Origin of the sequence: Mesorhizobium sp. M0208 (genome assembly GCF_040322015.1) — a bacterium.
Taxonomy (GTDB): Bacteria; Pseudomonadota; Alphaproteobacteria; order Rhizobiales; family Rhizobiaceae; genus Mesorhizobium.
The window spans coordinates 190161-208985 of the sequence record NZ_JAMYSP010000008.1 but is presented as its reverse complement, the minus strand read 5'-3'; the positions used below and the strand labels follow the sequence as shown (position 1 = coordinate 208985).

Genomic DNA, 18825 nt, shown 5'->3' with positions numbered 1-18825 from the left:
CACGTTCCGCCCGCAGCGCGCGGGCTGAGTTTTTCTTTGAGTTTGCGCCATTTTCCGCGAGTCAGCGGACGCGTTTTATGATTCACTCCAGGGCATGGTTGCCACCGCCCAGGATGCTGTTCCGGACGATATTGGCGCGCTGAGAGCAGCGCTGACCGCGGCGCTGGCCAGAGCCGAAGACGAGGCCGCGCGCGCTGCGCTGGTCGAGGCCGAACTGGCGGTCGCCAGGGCCAAGGCATCGGATGATGCGGCGCTGATCGCGCATCAGCATCTGACGATCCGGAAGCTGCAGCGGGCGCTGCATGGTCAGAGTTCTGAACGCTCAGCCCGCCTGCACGACCAGATGGAACTCACCTTCGAGGAACTCGAGAGCACCGCGACGGAAGACGAGATCGCCGCCGAACAGGCCGCGGCCCGGACCACCGAGGTGGCGCCTTACATGCGCAAGCGACCGGCGCGCCAGCCATTTCCCGAGCATCTGCCGCGCGAACGCGTGGTCGAGCCGGCGCCGGCCGCTTGCCATTGCTGCGGCGGTCATCGGCTGCGCAAGCTGGGTGAGGATATCACCGAGACGCTGGAGGTGGTGCCGCGGCAATGGAAGGTGATCCAGCACGTGCGGGAGAAGTTCACCTGCCGCGACTGCGAGACGATCAGCCAGGCTCCGGCGCCCTTCCACGCCACCCCGCGCGGCTGGGCCGGTCCCGGCCTGCTGGCGATGATCCTGTTCGAGAAGTTCGGCCAGCATCAGCCGCTTAACCGCCAGGCCGAACGCTATGCCCGCGAAGGCGTGCCGCTCAGCCTGTCGACGCTCGCCGACCAGGTCGGCGCCGGCGCCGCGGCGCTGATGCCGCTGTTCAAGCAGCTCGAAGCCCATGTGCTGGCCGCTTCGCGTCTGCACGGCGACGACACGACGGTGCCGGTCCTGGCCAAGGGCAAGACCGATACCGGCCGATTATGGACCTATGTGCGCGATGACCGACCGTTCGGCGGCGCCGATCCGCCGGCGGCAGTGTTCTACTATTCCCGCGATCGCCGAGGCGAACATCCCGCGACGCATCTCGCCGGCTGGAGCGGCATTCTGCAGGCCGATGCCTTTGGTGGTTATGGCGATCTCTATGCGACGGGTCGTCAGCCGGCGCCTGTTCTGGAGGCCAGCTGCTGGGCCCACAGCCGGCGCAAAGTGTTTGAGCTGGCCGATGCCGAAGCGGCGGCGCGCAAGAAGGCGCACGGCGAGAAGCCCAACCTGGTCTATCCGCTGGCGGTCGAAGCCGTGAAGCGCATCGATGCCCTGTTCGATATCGAGCGCGCGATCAACGGCCTGTCGCCGGCCCAACGCCACGCCGTGCGCCAAGAGCGGAGCGCGCCGCTGGTCACCGAGCTCGAGCGCTGGATGATCAAGACGCGCGACAAGCTCTCGCGCGGGCACGACCTGACCAAGGCCTTCAACTACATGCTGCGCCGCTGGTCATCCTTCACCCGGTTCCTCGACGATGGGCGGATCTGCCTATCCAACAATGCAGCCGAGCGAGCCCTGCGCGGCATCGCTCTCGGCAGAAAGTCCTGGCTGTTCTGCGGTTCCGATCGCGGCGGACAGCGCGCGGCCGTTCTCTACAGCCTGATCGTCAGCGCCAAGTTGAATGACGTCGACCCGCAGGCCTGGCTCGCCGACGTCCTCGCCCGACTGCCCGCCTATCCGGCCCATCGGATCGATGATTTGCTGCCGTGGAATTGGAGATCCGCAAAATTGCGGACCCAACCAGCGGCGGCCTGATCATGCAGCGCAATAAGGTGCATCACGTCTACACCGTCGATCGTGTCGCCAGGGACCTCGGCGTCAGCGAAGCGCTCATCCAGGACCTGACCCTCGGTCTCGAGCCCGAGGACGGCGTCATCTGGGTCTACGGCGCCAACGATGACGACGGGATCTTGGCCTTCACCGATGAAGGCATCGAGGAGGTCAAACTCCTCCTCGAAGAATATCATCGCGTCTCCCCAAAGAAAGCTTGACCCCAGCACTCCGGTGCTCAGGTTCTCCTGACTGCCGGATGCGCACGTCTGCGGTCTTCACCGGATGCGTACCGATTTTGCCGCCGCAGCTGAAAGCCACTTTTCATAAACACGCCACTCACTGCACACATGGTGCACACAAAGCTTGCGATGACATTGTCTTCAGAAACGGCAACCAATGCGTTCGTGCGAACGCAGTCCCTGGCTTTTCTGCGTGCATATGCACGCCCAATCAACGGTAGCGGGTTAGAGCATGCCGCGGGGGATTTGATCTCGCACAAGGACCAGAACCATGCGTCATCTACCTTTCGCGCATGATCCTCAATCTACTCATCGGCACCATGATCATAAGTCTGACGGTCCTGGTCCATACATTTGGTCTGATCGCCGTCACACATGCGATGAGATACCTTGTCTCCCGGTTTCGTATGCATGGGCGCCGCAGCCGGACTGTTGCGATGATCAGCGTGGTTATGGGCCTCTTCGCCGTGATGACAGCGGAGGTCTGGCTATGGGCCGGACTTTACCGGCTTCTCGATATCTTCGCCGACTTCGAAACCGCCTTGTACTTTTCGACCATTACTTTTTCGACGGTCGGCTACGGCGACATCGTGCCCGCTCATGCATGGCGTGTCCTGGCTGCGCTCGAAGGTGTGAATGGGTTTCTGCTGATCGGCTGGTCTACCGCCTATCTCATCGCTGCCGGAACGCGCATCGGCCCGTTCAAGGCGGGGGAGCATTTCTGAGCCGGCTCAGACCGCCACCGAGTGCCTAGCTTTGCCGGTTTCAAGATATTTGTCGAACTTCGCCGCGATGCTTCTGACAAAGGGGCGGCCTTCCGCCGGCACGACGAAGCTGTCGCCATCAAGTTCAAGCAACCCCTCAGGGTCACGAAGGGCAGTGGAACTTGCCTTGAGCAGAAGCCTCTGGCCGGCTTCGCCAAAGCGCTCCACCAGCTCGATCGCTGAGAAGGCGAAATCACACATCAGCCTCTCGATGATCCAGCCGCGAACGCGGTCGTCGTCGGAAAGCGCGATACCGCGGACAGCCGCCAGCCCACCGTCTGAGACCATGCGTCCATACTCCGCGGTCGACGGCATGTTCTGCGCATAGCCTTGGCGAAATTGACTGATGGATGATGGGCCGAGGCCGATCAATGTTTCGCAGCGATCCTCCGTGTAACCCTGAAAGTTCCCGTGCAGAGTTCCGGCGCGGGCCGCAAAGCGCCAGGGCATCGCCCGGTTTAGCGAAATGGTCGAGGCCGATTGCTTCGTATCCCTGGTCCACGATCGCCCGCGCCGCCAGTTGCGATTGAGCAAACCGCTGCGCGGGTCCGGGCAGCCATGCCTCGTCGATCATCGTCTGATGCTTCTTGAACCACGGCACATGGGCGTAGCCAAAAAGCGCTATCCTGTCCGGTTCCAGGGTCAGTGCCTGCGCCACGGTGGAGGCGACGCTCTCCCTGGTCTGGTGTGGCAGGCCGTAGAGCAGGTCGAGATTGACCGATTCGACACCTCGTGAACGAACGCCGTCGACAACCGCTTTGGTCTGCAAAAAACTCTGCTCGCGGTTGATCGCCTTCTGAACCTTCGGATCGAAATCCTGGACGCCGAGGCTCGCCCTTGTCATGCCGATCTCGGCGAGTGCATCGAGGCGGGCATCGTCCATATCGTTGGGTTCGATTTCGACACTGATTTTGGCGTCGGGAAGAAATTCGAAACTGTTTCGCAGGACGGTTGCCAGGGCCACCATATCCTCGGGCTTCAGCATCGTCGGCGAACCACCGCCGAAATGGACGGCACGCACACGACCCTTGCCTGCGACAAGACTGGCGACGGTGGCGATCTCAGCATGTAGTGAGCGGAGATAGATCGTCACCGGTTCGTAATGGCGTGTCTGCTTGGTATGGCAGGCACAGAACCAACAAAGCTTGTCGCAGTAGGGGATGTGCAGATAGAGCGAGATATCGTCACGACCGCCGAGCGCCTGCAGCCAGCCACGACAAACGGCAGCATCAACGCTTGGATGGAAATGCGGCGCGGTCGGGTAGCTGGTGTAGCGTGGAACGTTCTCACCGAGCCTGGCAACTAATTCTGGCCGCATGTCGCTATCCGATCCCCTTTGCATTGCGCGACACTGGTCACAGTGGGCGCCCGCGGCCTTGATTTCGGTCAAGGCCCCCGCAGACAAACTGCCGCAAGGCTTTTTTGTCCGGCGATGGTACGTTGCCGGCACATGGAATCCTTTGGAAGATCAAGATGACGATGCGCCAGGACGTTCATAGTTCCGGCATCCCAGTGCTTTGCCGGTCTTGCGAGGCACGACACCGCGGCGTTTGCGGCGCGCTCGAGCCCGAGCAATTGGTAGGCCTCGCCAAGACCTCATCCAAGCACAACGTTGAACCGGGCATGGAACTGATCGGCGACGCCGAGACCGTCGACAGTTATTCCAATGTGCTTTCCGGCGTGGTGAAGCTCACCAAGGGCCTTTCGGATGGACGCCAGCAGATTGTCGGCCTGCAGTTCGCCCCCGATTTCCTGGGCAGGCCCTTCAAGGTGGAAAGCGCGATCAACGCCGAAGCTGCAACCACCGTTTCCCTGTGTTCGTTTCCAAAGGCCGCCATCGAGCGCATGCTGAAGGAATCGCCACAGCTCGAGCATCGTCTCTTCAAGCAGACGCTCGACGAACTCGACCAAGCACGAGACTGGATGGTGACGCTGGGGCGCAAGAGTGCTTCGGAAAAGGTGGCGAGCTTTCTCCTGATGATCGCCAGAAATATCGACCCCACGCTTGACCCGGCGGCCCAGTCGACAACTTTTGATCTGCCATTGACGCGCGCCGACATCGCCGATTTTCTCGGCCTGACGATCGAGACGGTCAGCCGCCAACTGACCAGGCTGCGAACAGACAGCGTAATCCGGATCGACAACAATCGGCACGTGACGGTGGACAATATGAGCCGGCTAGAACGCCGCTCCGGCGCCTAACGGTCGTCGACGACCCCGATCATCGGCAAAATATGCTCGCGTTCAAAGGCAATATGCCGGCGTAAGCTTTCGAAGAAGCCGCGCAGCATGAAGCCGACAGCCTCGGCATTGTCGACTTTCTCGCCATGGCCGATCGCCAGCAGGATTTCAGTCACCTCGCCGGCAAAGCATTCGTCCTCGACGTGCTCGGCCCGCAACCGCCGGGTTGAAGCAAGGTTGGCATCGCTGCTGGTCAAAGCAGCCTCGTAGGCCGGAAAGATGACTGTCTCTTCGTATTGATGAATGCTTCGCAACAGCGGAACCATCGCGTTGGCCACGCCGATACAGTTCAGGCGATCTGCGGCCGGTAACGTATCGGCGATCTTTTCCAAGGCGTCACAGAGCCGCAGCTTTTCCCAATGGGCACGTTTCATCACAGCGCCAGGAAGGATCTTTCTATCGAACCGTCCGATCGGCCTGGAAATCTCGCGGCGGGCTTCAAACAGCGACGATTTCCGCTCCTTCTCCCCGTTGATGACTGCCTCCTGACCGTTTGCCGGATCGACGCTGCCCAATCCAAAAGCTGTTGGCTTTGACATGGATCAATGCGGCGATGAGGCGACTGCTGAATTGCTGTCCCGGCGGATTGGCGTCTGCGCAAGGGAATCCGACGTCGGGGACAAGTCATGAAGTTCGGCACGCAAATCTTCGCTTTGGCCCTTTTTACATTTGCAGCCCTAGTGGCCGCCGGGTTCGGTGTCGACGAGCCTTTCCGGCAGCACATGTGGGTGCTGTTTTTTGTGTTGCTCGGTTTTGTCGCCATCCTGATCCGCAAGACGAATTTCGAAGTGGCCGCTCCGATCGACCCATCCGCTTTCATGGATGGCCCAATCCGCTATGGCGCCATCGCCACCATGTTCTGGGGTGTCGTCGGCATGCTGGTCGGCGTGGTCATCGCACTGCAGCTCGCCTACCCCGATCTCAACATCCAGCCCTGGTTCAATTTCGGCCGCTTGCGGCCGCTGCATACGTCGGGCGTCGTCTTCGCCTTCGGCGGCAACGCGCTGCTGTGCACGTCCTTGTATGTCGTCCAGCGCACTTGCCGCGCCCGGCTGTTCGGCGGCGATCTCGCCTGGTTCGTGTTCTGGGGCTATCAGCTTTTCATCGTCATGGCTGCGACCGGTTATCTGCTCGGCATCACCGAGAGCCGCGAATACGCCGAACCTGAATGGTATGTGGACATCTGGCTGACCATCGTCTGGATCGCCTATCTCATCCTGTTCCTCGGCACGATCCTGAAGCGCAAGGAACCCCACATCTACGTCGCGAACTGGTTCTACCTATCCTTCATCGTGACCATCGCGATGCTGCATTTGATCAACAACCTGTCGATGCCCGCCTCTTTCCTAGGTTCGAAGAGTTACTCCGCCTTTTCCGGCGTTCAGGACGCACTGACGCAGTGGTGGTACGGCCACAATGCCGTCGGCTTCTTCCTCACCGCCGGCTTCCTGGGCATGATGTATTATTTCGTGCCCAAGCAGGCAAACCGGCCGGTTTATTCCTACCGCCTGTCGATCGTCCATTTCTGGGCAATCATCTTTCTCTACATCTGGGCCGGGCCGCATCACCTGCACTACACCGCCCTGCCCGATTGGGCGCAGACGCTCGGCATGGTATTCTCGATCATGCTGTGGATGCCGTCATGGGGCGGCATGATCAACGGCCTGATGACGCTGTCAGGCGCCTGGGACAAACTTCGCACCGATCCGATCATCCGCATGATGGTGATGGCCATCGCCTTCTACGGCATGTCGACCTTCGAGGGTCCGGTAATGTCGATCAAAGCGGTCAACTCGCTGTCGCATTACACCGACTGGACCATCGGTCACGTACATTCCGGTGCGCTCGGCTGGGTCGGCATGATCTCGTTCGGCGCGATCTATTTCATGGTGCCCAAGCTGTGGAACCGCGAGCGTCTCTATTCGCTGCGGCTCGTAAACTGGCACTTCTGGCTGGCGACGCTCGGGATCGTCGTTTACGCGGCGGTGATGTGGGTCTCCGGTGTCATGCAAGGGCTCATGTGGCGCGAATACGACGAGCAGGGTTTTCTGGTCTACTCCTTCGCCGAAACCGTCGCCGCCATGCACCCCTACTATGTCATGCGCGCCATCGGCGGGGCCATGTACCTCTCCGGCGCCCTGATCATGGCCTGGAACATCACCATGACCATCCTCGGATATCAGCGCGAGGAGCAGCCAGTGCCGGGCTCTGTTCCCGCCCTTCAGCCCGCCGAATAAGGAGCCAGAAAATGGGCTTGATGGACAGACACGCAATCATCGAGAAGAACGCTACGCTTCTTCTCGTTGGGTCCCTCCTTGTGGTGACGGTCGGCGGCATCGTCGAGATTGCACCACTCTTCTATCTCGACAACACGATCGAGAAGGTCGAAGGCATGCGCCCCTATTCACCCCTCGAACTTGTCGGGCGCAACATCTATGTGCGCGAGGGCTGCTACCTCTGCCACAGCCAGATGATCAGGCCGTTCCGCGACGAGGTCGAGCGCTACGGGCACTACAGCCTGGCCGCCGAGTCCATGTACGATCATCCTTTCCAGTGGGGATCAAAGCGCACCGGACCGGACCTGGCCCGGGTCGGCGACCGTTACTCGAACGGATGGCACGTACAGCACCTTGCCGATCCGCGCTCCGTGGTGCCGGAATCGATCATGCCGAGCTACGCGTTTCTGAAGGACACGCCGATCGAGGTGAAGAATTTCTCGACCCATCTTATCGCCAACAGGCGTGTCGGCGTCCCCTACTCCGATGACATGATCGCCAACGCCAATGCCGATCTCATGGGGCAGGCGGACCCCAACGTCGACACCACCGGCGTTGAAGCACGCTATCCGAAGGTCAAGCTCGGCGACTTCGACGGCAATCCGCAGCAAGTCACCGAAATGGACGCGTTGGTTGCCTATCTCCAGATGCTCGGCACGCTGGTCGATTTCAAGAACTACGACGAAGCCGCCGGCTACCGCTGAGGAGTTTTATCGATGGATTACAATTTGATGCGGGAGTTTGCCGACAGTTGGGGCCTGCTCGCCATGGCGCTTTTCTTTGTTGGCACAATTGCCTTCGCTCTCCGCCCCGGGAGCCGCAAGCTAGCCGACGAAGCTGCCCGGATTCCCCTTGAGGACGAGTGATCATGAGCGACGAGCACATCGACAAAATCTCTGGAGTCTCGACCACCGGCCACGAATGGGATGGAATCAGAGAGCTGAACAACCCGCTTCCGCGCTGGTGGGTCGTAACGTTCTACATCACCATTGTTTGGGCCATCGGCTACACGATTGCGTATCCGGCATGGCCGATGCTGACCTCGGCAACCAAGGGCGTACTCGGCTATTCGAGCCGTAACGAGGTCAAGAACGAGCTGGCGGCGGCCGAGGTTGCCAAGGGCAAATATGTCACGGCAATAGAGTCGAAAACCGTCTCGGAGGTTGTCGGCGACGATGCGTTGCGCGAATTCGCCGTCGCTGCCGGCGGCGCCGCGTTCAAGATCAATTGCGTGCAGTGCCATGGCTCCGACACCCAAGGGTCCAACGGATTTCCCAATCTCAACGACGACGACTGGCTGTGGGGCGGCACGGCGGAGCAGATCCAGCAGACAATCACGCACGGCATCCGCTTCGCGTCCGATCCGGATACGCGTCTGTCGGAAATGCCTGCCTTTGGCGACATCATAACGCCTGACCAGATCGCTCAGGTCACCGCCTATATCGCCAGCCTCTCGGGAAAGGTCCAGACCGCAAGTCTGATCGAGCCCGGCGCCAAGGTCTTCGCGGAAAATTGCGTGGCCTGTCACGGTGACAGTGCGAAAGGCAACAAAGAACTCGGCGCACCCGACCTGACGGATGCGATCTGGCTCTACAGATCTGACGAAGCAGCTATTGCCGCACAGATCCGCGCGCCGAAGCAAGGCGTGATGCCGGCCTGGGGCGGACGACTGGGTGAGACCAAGGTCAAGGAACTCGCCGTCTACATCCATTCGCTTGGCGGTGGGGAATAGGAACGGGGGCCTATTCTCTGCCCTTCACCGCCAAGCGACGAGGCCCGGCATTGCCGGGCCTCGACTTGCATCCGGCAACTGGTTTGACCTGCATCAACGCGCCTTGCCCCGACCTGCGGCAAGACTCCTTACGCTGGCAGCCCAGGCATGGGCGGATTGCCGCCGGCGCGAGTGGAGATGCAGGTGCGGGACAATACGCAGGTAGAACGGCTCGAGGCCGAGGCGGTCAATTCTGTCAGAATCCGCCAGCCAATGTATGCCGCACGCAAGAAGATCTTTCCAAAGCGCGCCTCGGGCAGTTTTCGCCGGTTCAAATGGGTCGTAATGGCGATCACGCTCGGCATCTACTATCTGACGCCATGGCTGCGATGGGATCGGGGCCAGTTTGCCCCGGACCAGGCGGTGCTGCTCGATCTCGCCAACCGGCGCTTCTATTTCTTCTTCATCGAGATATGGCCGCAGGAATTCTACTATGTGGCAGGCCTTCTGGTCATGGCCGGCGTCGGTCTTTTCCTGATCACGTCGACTGTCGGTCGTGCCTGGTGCGGCTATACGTGCCCGCAGACCGTGTGGGTCGATCTGTTTCTGGTCGTCGAGCGCGCGATAGAGGGCGACCGCAACGCGCGCATGAAGCTCGACGCAGGTCCCTGGACCACGCGCAAGCTAGTGCTGCGCGCTGCGAAACATACCCTCTGGCTGGTCATAGGGGTGCTGACCGGTGGCGCCTGGATCTTCTATTTCGCCGATGCGCCGACGCTGCTCGGCGAACTCTTCACCATCACCGCGGCCCCCGTCGCCTACATCACCGTCGCCGTGCTAACGGCGACGACCTATACGTTCGGCGGGCTGATGCGTGAGCAGGTCTGCACCTATATGTGCCCATGGCCGCGTATCCAGGCGGCCATGCTCGACGAGAGTTCGCTCACCGTCACCTACAATGACTGGCGCGGCGAACCGCGCTCGCGTCACGCCAAGAAGGTCCTTGCCGCAGGGCAGCCCGTCGGCGATTGCGTCGACTGCAATGCCTGTGTCGCGGTCTGTCCGATGGGGATCGTCATTCGCGACGGCCAGCAGCTCGAATGCATCACCTGCGCGCTCTGCATCGACGCCTGCGACGGTGTCATGGACAAGCTCGGCAAGGAGCGCGGGCTGATCTCCTATGCGACACTCTCCGACTACAACGCCAACATGCTGCTGGCGACCGCGGGCGGCGCCAGTTCGGTCAATCCGTCACTGGTCAGGACGGCTGATGGCCTGTTCTCAGACAAGGTGGCCCACTTCCATATCCGCAAGATCTTCCGGCCGCGCACTTATGTCTACATAGGTTTGTGGTCGCTGATCGGCCTGGGCCTGCTCTATTCGCTGCTGACGCGCGACAGGCTCGAAGTCAACGTGCTGCATGACCGCAATCCGCAATTCGTGACGCTGTCCGACGGTTCGATCCGCAACGGCTACACCGTCAAACTGCTCAACATGATCCCCGAGCCAAGGACGATCATCGTCACGATTCAAGACTTGCAGGGAGCTGACATGAGCATAGTCGGCGACGACGTCCCGGCAAGCCGTTCTTTCGCCATTCCGGTCGAACCCGACCGCTTGAAAATGCTGAAGGTCTTCGTGCGCCAACCGGCGGATCAAATCCACGGCACGGCGCAAACTTTCAAATTCCGGGTCGAGGACAAGGCGAGCTCCGAGTCGGACGAATACACCGCCACCTTCAATACGCCGGAGATCGCCAGATGAACGCCAAGGTGAAAAAAACCCGCGAATTCACCGGCAAGCACATGCTGGCCATCATGCTTGCCTTTTTCGGCGTGGTCATCGCGGTCAATCTGACCATGGCGACGCTCGCCAACACAAGCTGGACCGGCCTTGTCGTCGAAAACACCTACGTGGCGAGCCAGCAATTCAACAAGAAGGCCGAGGAGGGTCGCGCGCAGGCAGCGCTCGGCTGGACCGGCAAGCTGACCATCGCATGGGGCGAAGTTCGCTACAGCCTCACGGACGCCGCCGGCAAGCCGGTTCTCCTGCATGGCGTCAAGGTGCTGTTTCGCCATCCCGCATACGAGAAAGAGGACAAGTCCGTCATGCTCGCCCTTGCCTCCGGCCAGGAATTCGCCGCTCGGCACACACCGAGGGACGGCGTCTGGATCGTCGAAGTCGACGCCGACGCCGGTCTCGCGGAACCCTATCGCGACGTCCGCAGGATCATGATTTCCCAGGGAGCACTGCGATGAGCTGTTGTGCGCCGGGCGCGGAAATGGCGTTGGATCTGGACAGGGTCACATCCGGCCTGCCCTCAAGCCAGGAAATCAGACTGGCGAGCCGGTCGCTTGGCCATGATCTTCGCCAGACCAACCTTTCAGTGCCGACGGTTCATTGCGCAGCCTGTATCCAGGCGATCGAGACGGCACTTGGCAGGCTCGATCACGTCGAGCGCGTTCGCGTCAACCTGTCGACGAAACGGGTCTCGATCCAGTGGCGCGGGACCGAAATTCCGCCGGTCGTTGCCGCGCTTGGACGACTCGGCTACGACGCGCATCTGTTCGACTCTGAGGTTGGCGAGAAGGACAGGACGCTTTCTGAACTGATCCGCGCCGTCGCGGTCGCGGGCTTTGCGGCGGGCAACATCATGCTGCTTTCGGTCTCGGTCTGGTCCGGCGCCGAAGGCGCGACCCGCGACCTGTTCCATTGGCTCTCGGCGCTGATCGCCATCCCGGCGCTCGCCTTCGCCGGCGGCATCTTCTTCCGCTCGGCCTGGAATGCATTGCGCCACGGCCGCATGAACATGGACGTACCGATCGCGGTCGGGGTCTCGCTGGCCTACGCGATGAGCCTCTACGAGACCATCAACCATGGCGACCATGCCTATTTCGACGCGTCGGTATCGCTGCTGTTCTTCCTGCTGATTGGCCGCACGCTCGACCATGTGATGCGGGAGCGTGCCCGGACCGCCGTGAGCGGCCTGGCACGGCTGGCGGCGCGTGGCGCCATGGTGCTGCGAGGCGATGGCACGCGCGACTACCTGCCGGTTGGCGAGATCGAACCAGGCATGCAGCTGCTGATCGCGGCCGGCGAAAGGATTCCCGTCGACGGCAAGATCATTCGGGGGTCGTCGGATCTCGACTGTTCCCTGGTTTCCGGCGAGAGCACCCCCAGAAACGCCGCGCCGGACGACAGCGTGCAGGCCGGTGTGCTCAATCTTACCGGCCCGCTGACGATCGAGGCGACGGCCGCCGCGAAGGATTCCTTCCTGGCGGAAATGGTTCGGCTGATGGAAGCGGCCGAGGGTGGCCGCACGCATTATCGCCGGATCGCCGACCGCGTTTCAGCGCTCTATGCTCCGGTGGTTCATCTCACTGCCTTCGCGACATTTCTTGGCTGGATGGCGGCGACGGGCGATTGGCACCGGGCGATAACCATCGCCATCGCCGTTCTGATCATTACATGCCCCTGCGCGCTTGGCCTCGCCGTGCCGATTGTGCAGGTGGTCGCGGCACGGCGTCTGTTCGAAAACGGCGTCATGGTCAAGGATGGTTCGGCGATGGAGCGCTTGGCAACGATCGACACGGCGGTGTTCGACAAGACCGGCACGCTTACCCTCGGCTTGCCCCGGCTGGTCAACGCAACTTCCATCGATCCGGCCATGCTGGCGGTCGCAGCCGACATGGCCGTGCACTCCCGCCATCCATTCTCAAAGGCCATAGCCGGCTTCGCCGGTCTTGGTGGGCAGAGCAGATTCGATATCGTCAGCGAGCATCCGGGATTCGGAATCGAAGCCACCGCCGCAGGCATCACCTGGCGGCTGGGTCGGCGGGGATGGGCTGGATGGAAGGCCCGGACCGGCGGCGAAGGCAAACATGGCTATGGCGGAACGGTCCTGACGAAAGACGGGACCATTGTCGCCACCTTCGATTTCGAGGATGCGCTGCGTGCCGACGCCAAGGCGGCCATCGAGCAATTGAACGATGCCGGGGTATCGGTGGAAATGCTGTCAGGGGATACCGCAGGTGCCTGTGGCGAAGCCTCGAAAATGTTGGGTATCGACCACTTCGTTGCGTGCCTGCTGCCATCCGGCAAGGTCGAACGCATCGAAACCCTGGCAAAAGACGGACACAAGGTTCTAATGGTCGGCGACGGTCTCAACGACACGCCTGCACTGGGCGCAGCGCATGTTTCGATCGCACCGGCCACCGCCGCCGACATCGGCCGCAACGCAGCCGACTTCGTATTCCTGCGCGAAAGCCTTCTTGCTGTGCCCCTCGCGATCGACGTCTCGCGCAAGGCGGGAAGCCTGATCCGCCAGAACATCGTGATCGCAATCGTCTACAATGCTGTCGCCGTCCCGATCGCCGTCCTGGGGTACGTCACGCCATTGATAGCGGCGATAGCGATGTCCGTTTCCTCCCTGCTCGTGATCGGAAATGCGCTGCGACTGCAGGGTTCCAAGCCAAATTCGCAGGCGAAAGATGTTGGGCGCGACAGTCTGTCCAACTTCAACGAACTGGTCCGTTCGTCATGACAACCCTCGCCTATCTCATACCGGTGGCCCTCTTTCTTGGTGCGCTTGGCCTGGGGGGCTTCCTGTGGGCTTTGAAAAGTGGCCAGTACGAAGATCTTGACGGAGCCGCCGAACGGATCCTCATCGATCGCGAAGACAACCGCTGATCCAGCGCAAGGCGTTGACGTCGGCGCCGCAAACCTGCGCCACGACCCTTCTCCGCCTCGACTGTGACGCACGAAGATTGCGTGTCCGAAGCTGTTGCCTCCCCCAATGAACGCCACAAATTTGCGCCAGCGCAAAGAAACGCTGCGTCAGGTCAGATAGCTTCTACTCATCTGCAATGGCTGAGAGATAGGAGATTGAGATGATCACGCGACGCGAGGCTCTGTTCGGAGCGGCAATTGGCGCTGCCGCGGTGGCGGCACTGCCAGCACTTTCGGCACCGGTGACAAAGGCAGATATTCGAGGGCTCGCCCGCGAAAAGATCAAGCTCGTGGCCCCGCCTTTTGTGCATTCGCACGATCAGGTGGCCAAGAGCGGACCAAAAATCGTCGAGTTCACCATGACGATCGAAGAAAAGCCTGTTGTCATCGATGCCGACGGAACGACGCTCAACGCGATGACCTATAACGGCTCGATTCCCGGCCCGCTGATGGTCGTGCACCAGGACGACTATGTCGAACTGACGCTCATCAATCCCGATACCAACTCCCTTGCCCACAACATCGACTTCCACGCAGCAACCGGGGCGCTGGGTGGCGGCGGCCTCACGCTCATCAATCCAGGCGAACAGGTTACATTGCGCTTCAAGGCGACCCGTACGGGGACGTTCGTCTACCACTGCGCCCCCGGCGGTCCGATGATCCCCTGGCACGTCGTCTCCGGCATGAGCGGCGCCATCATGATCCTGCCGCGTGACGGCCTCAGGAACGATAAGGGCGAACCGGTCAAATACGACAAGATCTTCTACATCGGCGAGAATGACTTCTACATTCCGCGCGACGAGAAGGGCAACTTCAAGAACTACGAATCCGCAGGCGTCGGCTACGACGACATCGTCAAGGTGATGCGCGGGCTGATCCCGACGCATGTGGTGTTCAACGGCAAGGCCGGTTCGCTGACCGGCGACAACGCCATGAAGGCGAAGGTCGGCGAGACCGTGTTGATCGTCCATTCGCAGGCCAATCGCGATACGCGGCCGCATCTGATCGGTGGTCACGGCGACTATGTTTGGGAACAGGGCAAATTCGCCAACCCGCCGGCGAAGGATCTGGAAACCTGGTTCATCCGTGGCGGATCGGCGGGCGCGGCTCTCTACACGTTCCTGCAGCCGGGCATCTACGCCTACGTCAATCACAATCTCATCGAGGCCGTGGAACTCGGAGCGACCGCTCACTTCATGGTCGAGGGCGAGTGGAATGATGACCTGATGACACAGGTCGAGGCGCCCAAACCCATCGCCATCAACTGACGGCCCTCCAATCTGCCCGGACAGCAACGCTGTCCGGGCCTGGACAAAAGCCATGTCTCCTTTCATCCTAAAATTTGTCGCGGTGGCCATCGCGGCCACTTCCGTGCCGGCGGGTCTGTCGATAAAGGCGGCCAGTTGGGACCAACAGCCTCACTCCGCCGCTGCCACGACGACCTTGCAGTCCGGGTCCATAATCTATCCGACGCCTGGCGAGTTCCTGAAGGACGGCCATCCGCAAGGTAATCCCCGCCTCAAGCGCCAGCTCAACAAGCCTCTCGAAATCATGACCTATCAGGTCAGCGCTGAGGACTATGCTGACTGTGTAACAGCTGGCAGTTGCCAGCCGGCGCAGGAGACGCGCGCGATCCCAGGCAGCGCTCCCGTGACCGGAGTAAGTTATCTCGACGCCCACGCCTACGCCCGATGGTATTCGGGGGTTACAGGCGATCAATGGCGGCTGCCATCAGACGAGGAATGGGCGTTTGCCGCGGCGGAACGGTTCGCAGGTGAATTCGAGGGTGTCGAAAACGACGCCAACAACCCTGCCAGGCGTTGGCTCACCAGCTACAAGGCCGAGGTGGACCTCAATCGCAAACCGGACCCGCTGCCCAAGAGCCGTGGCTCGTTTGGTGTGAATTCCCTGGGCCTCGCCGACTTTTCCGGCAACGTCTGGGAGTGGACTTCGACTTGCTATGTCCGCACGACGTTGGCTGCTGATGGCAGCGGTGTTGCGAGCTCGGTCGACAATTGCGGCGTCCACGTCCTTGAAGGGCTTCACCGAGCCTACATGTCGAACTTCGTCAGTGACGGGAAAAGCGGAGGCTGTGCCGTTGGCACGCCTCCCGACAATCTGGGATTCAGGCTGGTCCGGGATCATCGGGGATGGGCAGGCCGGATCCTTGGCTGGCTTGGCATCGTCTGAAAAGCAGGAATAGCGGGCCACATCTCCCGACCGTCGCGAGCCCGCCCGTCGCCCTTCCCTCCCTCACCGCGCCTTGGGTGTCGTCAACGCGGTTCCGTAGGTCAGGAGAAAGCCGGCAAATGCCGCCACCCATGCGGCGCCGGCCATGTCGACCACCACGCTAAAGGGAACGAAGGCGGCGAGAATCCTCAATAATCCCGCGAGCAGGATAGAGACGAAGATGAACGAGGTGCCCCTTCCAGCCTTCAGTTCTCGCCCGGTGTGCCCGAGCGTTGCGCGGGTCATCACGGCAAGCGTCATGGCGCCGACCCCACCGGTTCCGAGCGCGTGAAGTCCTGCCGCCGCCGGTACGGAATCGGGGAAGAAGATCGATGCCGAGACCAGGGCAAGTCCGATCGGGACAAAAGCGTAGGCGAGATGGAGGATGAGCACCAGTGGATCTCGTAGTGTGCGCTCGCCAGTCCAGCGCGACAGACGCCACGCCTGGCAGATTGCGGCGACGGCCATAAGCATTCCTGAGACGCTGTTGTCCGGGGCGAACGTCCATACTCCCAGCGCGATGGCTGAGATGGCAATTGATGCGATGTCGAAACGGTCGAAAGGCGCGGGAAGCCGGCCAGGATTTTCGCGGACGAGCCAGTTACGGGTGAAGCTCGGAATGATGCGCCCGCCGATCAGCGAGATGAGCATGATCGCTGCGGCGATGCCGAGCCTGCGGCTGATGTCGGATGTACCTTGAAGGTGCGCCTCGATATGGAACACGCCGTTGGCGCACGCCAGAACGGCAAGCGGCAGCAGCACCTTGAGATTGCGCCAGTTCCGTCCCGCAACGATCTCGCGGGCCGCCGCGGCAGCGACAGCAAGCAGAAAGGAGCCATCGATCACGGCCGCTGCTTCCCAGCCAGTATCCGCCGAGAAGAAAACAGCCGCGCGTCCAGCAAGCCACAAGACTACCAGCGCAAGCAGCGGCAGGCCTTGCACGGGCAGCCGGCCGGTCCAGTTCGGGATGGCGGTCAGCAAGAACCCGGTAACGATCGCCGGCAGATAGCCGAACAGCATTTCGTGAATGTGCCAGTCGACGGGAACGAACGCACTGTGGGCATCGAGTTCGCCGGCGTACATCGGCAGCCAAAGCAGAATGGAGAGCACGGCATACAGCGACCCTAGGAAGAAGAAAGGCCTGAACCCGTAGGAAAGAAATGCGGGCCCGGTGTAGGCCCGCAGGCGTGGTATTCCCATGATTTGCGTCTCCAAATGAACAGGGCCGGATGAACCGCCGCCCTCGGTTCGTCCGGCCCGCGCCCGCCCTTTGTGCGGCAGGCATGGCTGTATCGATTGCCGGTCAGTTGGCCTCGATCTGGCTGAACAGATCGGCAAATACCGTCTTTGCCTTCCCCGCATGTTTGACCGTCTTGGCTGCGTCGAGGTTGACCGGCTTGCCGACAACGATCAGGGCGACCATGCCCATGCCGTAGTGAGGCGCGCATTTGACGCCGTACACACCTTCCTGGGTCAGTGTGACGGTGATCTCCTCGTTGGGCTTTCCCTTGAAGGCTGCAGCGCCGTTCGGAAGCATGCCCTTGATCGACTCCGCGTCATGGCTCTTGTCGGTCGGCACGAACTTGACGGTGTCGCCGGGTGCTGCCTTGATGAAGGCCGGCTGGAAAACCATGGCGCCTTTTTCGCCCTTGTTGAGCATTTGCACCACATGCTCTTCCGCGCTTGCGCCGCTGGAGAGAGCCAGGATGGAGATTGCTGCAGCGAGGATGGAGAATTTCATCGGTTTGTCCTTTTGTTTCGTCGTCGCGGCATTGCGCCGTTCCATGCCATTTAGCTTGATGCGGCCGGAGATAATTTGCGCTGGCGCAAACTCGGGATAAGAAAGGTCTCCCGCACGACTGATGCGGAACCGTAGGGCTGTGAGGGGATGATCCGCTTGGGTGCGCTGGACCGATCGCTGATATCGCAGTTGCCCCTTTTCCAGGGCTTGACGCCCGACGAGCAGAGCGAGATTCTGCAAGGCGCCCGGTCGTCCCGCTATGCCAAGGAGACGGCGATCTTCGCGCAGGAAGCCCAGGCCCACTCGTTCTTCATTCTACTGGCCGGGCACATACGCGTCGTCCGCACGACGCCGGACGGACAGCAGGTGATCGCCAGGTACATCAGTGAAGGCGAGATTTTTGGCGTTGCCGCGGCACTTGGCCGAACGACCTACCCCGCCACCGCCGTGGCAGCGGTGGACTGCGTGGTGCTGGCGTGGCCGAACGCTCTTTGGCCTGACCTTGCGCGACGGTTTCCGGTTTTTGGCGCCACCACCTACAGGACGGTCGGAAACAGGTTGCAGGAGACGCAGACGCGGGTGGTGGAGATGTCGACGGAACAGGTGGAGCAGCGGGTTGCGCATGCACTGCTGCGACTGGCGAACCAGACCGGCCGAAAGACTGACAGCGGCATCGAAATCGACTTCCCGATTTCGAGGCAGGACATCGCCGAGATGACGGGGACGACACTTCACACCGTCAGCCGGCTGCTCAGCAAGTGGGAAGAGAAGGGAATCATCGTCAGCGGGCGCCAGAAAGTCACGGTCAAGGATGCGCATCGCCTGGTGGTTCTGGCTGAGAACCGGGACAAGGGCTGACCGTCACCGTTCTCCTCGAACAACCGATTCCAAGTCCAAAAGAAAGTCGGCCTCATCGATCTGATGTTCCCGGCATGCTTCGGCCACGGTATGGAATGTACCGATCGGACAGCCGACGCAGAGCATCTTGTATCTCACCACCACTGCCACCGTTGCCGGCCATTTCCTCATGATTTCGTCGACGACCGTGTCCGGACTGATCGAACTGCGCTGCTTCACGATGAAGTCTCCGCGATTTGCGAGGCCTCT

At 61.3% G+C, this 18825-nt stretch carries 19 protein-coding genes and 1 pseudogene; 15 read left to right on the top strand and 5 right to left on the bottom strand.

Features of this window, described 5'->3' with window-relative positions; all coding sequences use genetic code 11:
• Window positions 1-94 precede the first annotated feature (94 nt).
• The 3 genes from tnpC to NKJ17_RS11510 all read left to right on the top strand — a co-directional run bounded on the left by tnpC (window position 95) and on the right by NKJ17_RS11510 (window position 2753).
• Complete coding sequence (tnpC, locus tag NKJ17_RS11520) at window positions 95-1771, top strand: IS66 family transposase (RefSeq protein ID WP_352688420.1); 1677 nt, start codon at window positions 95-97, stop codon at window positions 1769-1771.
• A 2-nt stretch (window positions 1772-1773) separates the two neighbouring features.
• Window positions 1774-2007, top strand: a complete 234-nt coding sequence (locus NKJ17_RS11515) for a hypothetical protein (RefSeq protein WP_023731894.1) — start codon at window positions 1774-1776, stop codon at window positions 2005-2007.
• A 314-nt stretch (window positions 2008-2321) separates the two neighbouring features.
• Complete coding sequence (locus tag NKJ17_RS11510) at window positions 2322-2753, top strand: potassium channel family protein (RefSeq protein ID WP_352688418.1); 432 nt, start codon at window positions 2322-2324, stop codon at window positions 2751-2753.
• 6 nt (window positions 2754-2759) lie between these two features.
• Here NKJ17_RS11510 and hemN read toward each other — a convergent pair.
• Window positions 2760-4110: pseudogene (gene hemN / locus NKJ17_RS11505) on the bottom strand (oxygen-independent coproporphyrinogen III oxidase).
• 155 nt (window positions 4111-4265) lie between these two features.
• On the opposite strand from hemN, the gene NKJ17_RS11500 reads away from it, so the two are divergent.
• Window positions 4266-4994 (top strand): Crp/Fnr family transcriptional regulator, encoded by a 729-nt coding sequence (locus NKJ17_RS11500; RefSeq protein WP_352688416.1) that lies wholly within the window; start codon window positions 4266-4268, stop codon window positions 4992-4994.
• Here NKJ17_RS11500 and NKJ17_RS11495 read toward each other — a convergent pair.
• Window positions 4991-5407 carry a hemerythrin domain-containing protein gene (locus NKJ17_RS11495; RefSeq protein ID WP_352688424.1) on the bottom strand — a complete coding sequence of 139 codons (417 nt, stop codon included), beginning with the start codon at window positions 5405-5407 and terminating at the stop codon, window positions 4991-4993. The two genes, NKJ17_RS11500 and NKJ17_RS11495, sit on opposite strands and share 4 nt — an antisense overlap.
• Before the next feature lie 252 nt (window positions 5408-5659).
• Here NKJ17_RS11495 and ccoN point away from each other — a divergent pair, with 252 nt between their 5' ends.
• The 10 genes from ccoN to NKJ17_RS11445 all read left to right on the top strand — a co-directional run bounded on the left by ccoN (window position 5660) and on the right by NKJ17_RS11445 (window position 15938).
• Complete coding sequence (gene ccoN, locus NKJ17_RS11490) at window positions 5660-7270, top strand: cytochrome-c oxidase, cbb3-type subunit I (RefSeq protein ID WP_352688414.1); 1611 nt, start codon at window positions 5660-5662, stop codon at window positions 7268-7270.
• Between the two features lie 11 nt (window positions 7271-7281).
• Window positions 7282-8013 (top strand): cytochrome-c oxidase, cbb3-type subunit II, encoded by a 732-nt coding sequence (gene ccoO, locus NKJ17_RS11485; protein ID WP_352688412.1) that lies wholly within the window; start codon window positions 7282-7284, stop codon window positions 8011-8013.
• Between the two features lie 12 nt (window positions 8014-8025).
• Entirely contained in the window at window positions 8026-8175 is a 150-nt protein-coding gene (locus NKJ17_RS11480; RefSeq protein WP_352688410.1) for a cbb3-type cytochrome c oxidase subunit 3, read from the top strand.
• A 2-nt stretch (window positions 8176-8177) separates the two neighbouring features.
• Window positions 8178-9041 carry a cytochrome-c oxidase, cbb3-type subunit III gene (gene ccoP, locus NKJ17_RS11475; RefSeq protein ID WP_352688408.1) on the top strand — a complete coding sequence of 288 codons (864 nt, stop codon included), beginning with the start codon at window positions 8178-8180 and terminating at the stop codon, window positions 9039-9041.
• A gap of 177 nt (window positions 9042-9218) precedes the next feature.
• Window positions 9219-10784, top strand: coding sequence for a cytochrome c oxidase accessory protein CcoG (ccoG, locus tag NKJ17_RS11470; protein ID WP_502906545.1), 1566 nt, complete (start codon window positions 9219-9221; stop codon window positions 10782-10784).
• The gene (locus NKJ17_RS11465) at window positions 10781-11278 is read left to right on the top strand and encodes a FixH family protein (RefSeq protein ID WP_352688404.1); all 498 of its coding nucleotides are present in this window, start codon (window positions 10781-10783) and stop codon (window positions 11276-11278) included. Before ccoG ends, NKJ17_RS11465 begins: the two co-directional genes overlap by 4 nt.
• The gene (locus NKJ17_RS11460) at window positions 11275-13563 is read left to right on the top strand and encodes a cation-translocating P-type ATPase (RefSeq protein ID WP_352688402.1); all 2289 of its coding nucleotides are present in this window, start codon (window positions 11275-11277) and stop codon (window positions 13561-13563) included. Before NKJ17_RS11465 ends, NKJ17_RS11460 begins: the two co-directional genes overlap by 4 nt.
• Window positions 13560-13709, top strand: a complete 150-nt coding sequence (gene ccoS, locus NKJ17_RS11455) for a cbb3-type cytochrome oxidase assembly protein CcoS (protein WP_352688400.1) — start codon at window positions 13560-13562, stop codon at window positions 13707-13709. The genes NKJ17_RS11460 and ccoS overlap by 4 nt, the downstream gene beginning before the upstream one ends.
• A 200-nt stretch (window positions 13710-13909) precedes the next feature.
• On the top strand, window positions 13910-15016 hold the full coding sequence (nirK, locus tag NKJ17_RS11450) for a copper-containing nitrite reductase (protein WP_352688398.1): 1107 nt from the start codon (window positions 13910-13912) through the stop codon (window positions 15014-15016).
• A gap of 52 nt (window positions 15017-15068) precedes the next feature.
• A complete protein-coding gene (locus tag NKJ17_RS11445; RefSeq protein ID WP_352688396.1) occupies window positions 15069-15938 on the top strand; it encodes an SUMF1/EgtB/PvdO family nonheme iron enzyme in 870 nt (289 codons plus the stop codon).
• Between the two features lie 63 nt (window positions 15939-16001).
• Here the strand turns inward: NKJ17_RS11445 and NKJ17_RS11440 are convergent, their stop codons facing one another.
• Both NKJ17_RS11440 and NKJ17_RS11435 read right to left on the bottom strand, forming a co-directional pair.
• Window positions 16002-17177 carry an NnrS family protein gene (locus tag NKJ17_RS11440; RefSeq protein ID WP_352688394.1) on the bottom strand — a complete coding sequence of 392 codons (1176 nt, stop codon included), beginning with the start codon at window positions 17175-17177 and terminating at the stop codon, window positions 16002-16004.
• A 103-nt stretch (window positions 17178-17280) separates the two neighbouring features.
• Complete coding sequence (locus NKJ17_RS11435) at window positions 17281-17718, bottom strand: pseudoazurin (protein WP_352688392.1); 438 nt, start codon at window positions 17716-17718, stop codon at window positions 17281-17283.
• Window positions 17719-17874: 156 nt separating this feature from the next.
• On the opposite strand from NKJ17_RS11435, the gene NKJ17_RS11430 reads away from it, so the two are divergent.
• Complete coding sequence (locus NKJ17_RS11430; RefSeq protein ID WP_352688390.1) at window positions 17875-18576, top strand: Crp/Fnr family transcriptional regulator; 702 nt, start codon at window positions 17875-17877, stop codon at window positions 18574-18576.
• Window positions 18577-18579: 3 nt separating this feature from the next.
• Here NKJ17_RS11430 and NKJ17_RS11425 read toward each other — a convergent pair whose 3' ends face one another.
• A complete protein-coding gene (locus tag NKJ17_RS11425; RefSeq protein WP_352688388.1) occupies window positions 18580-18795 on the bottom strand; it encodes a DUF1858 domain-containing protein in 216 nt (71 codons plus the stop codon).
• Window positions 18796-18825: the final 30 nt, after the last annotated feature.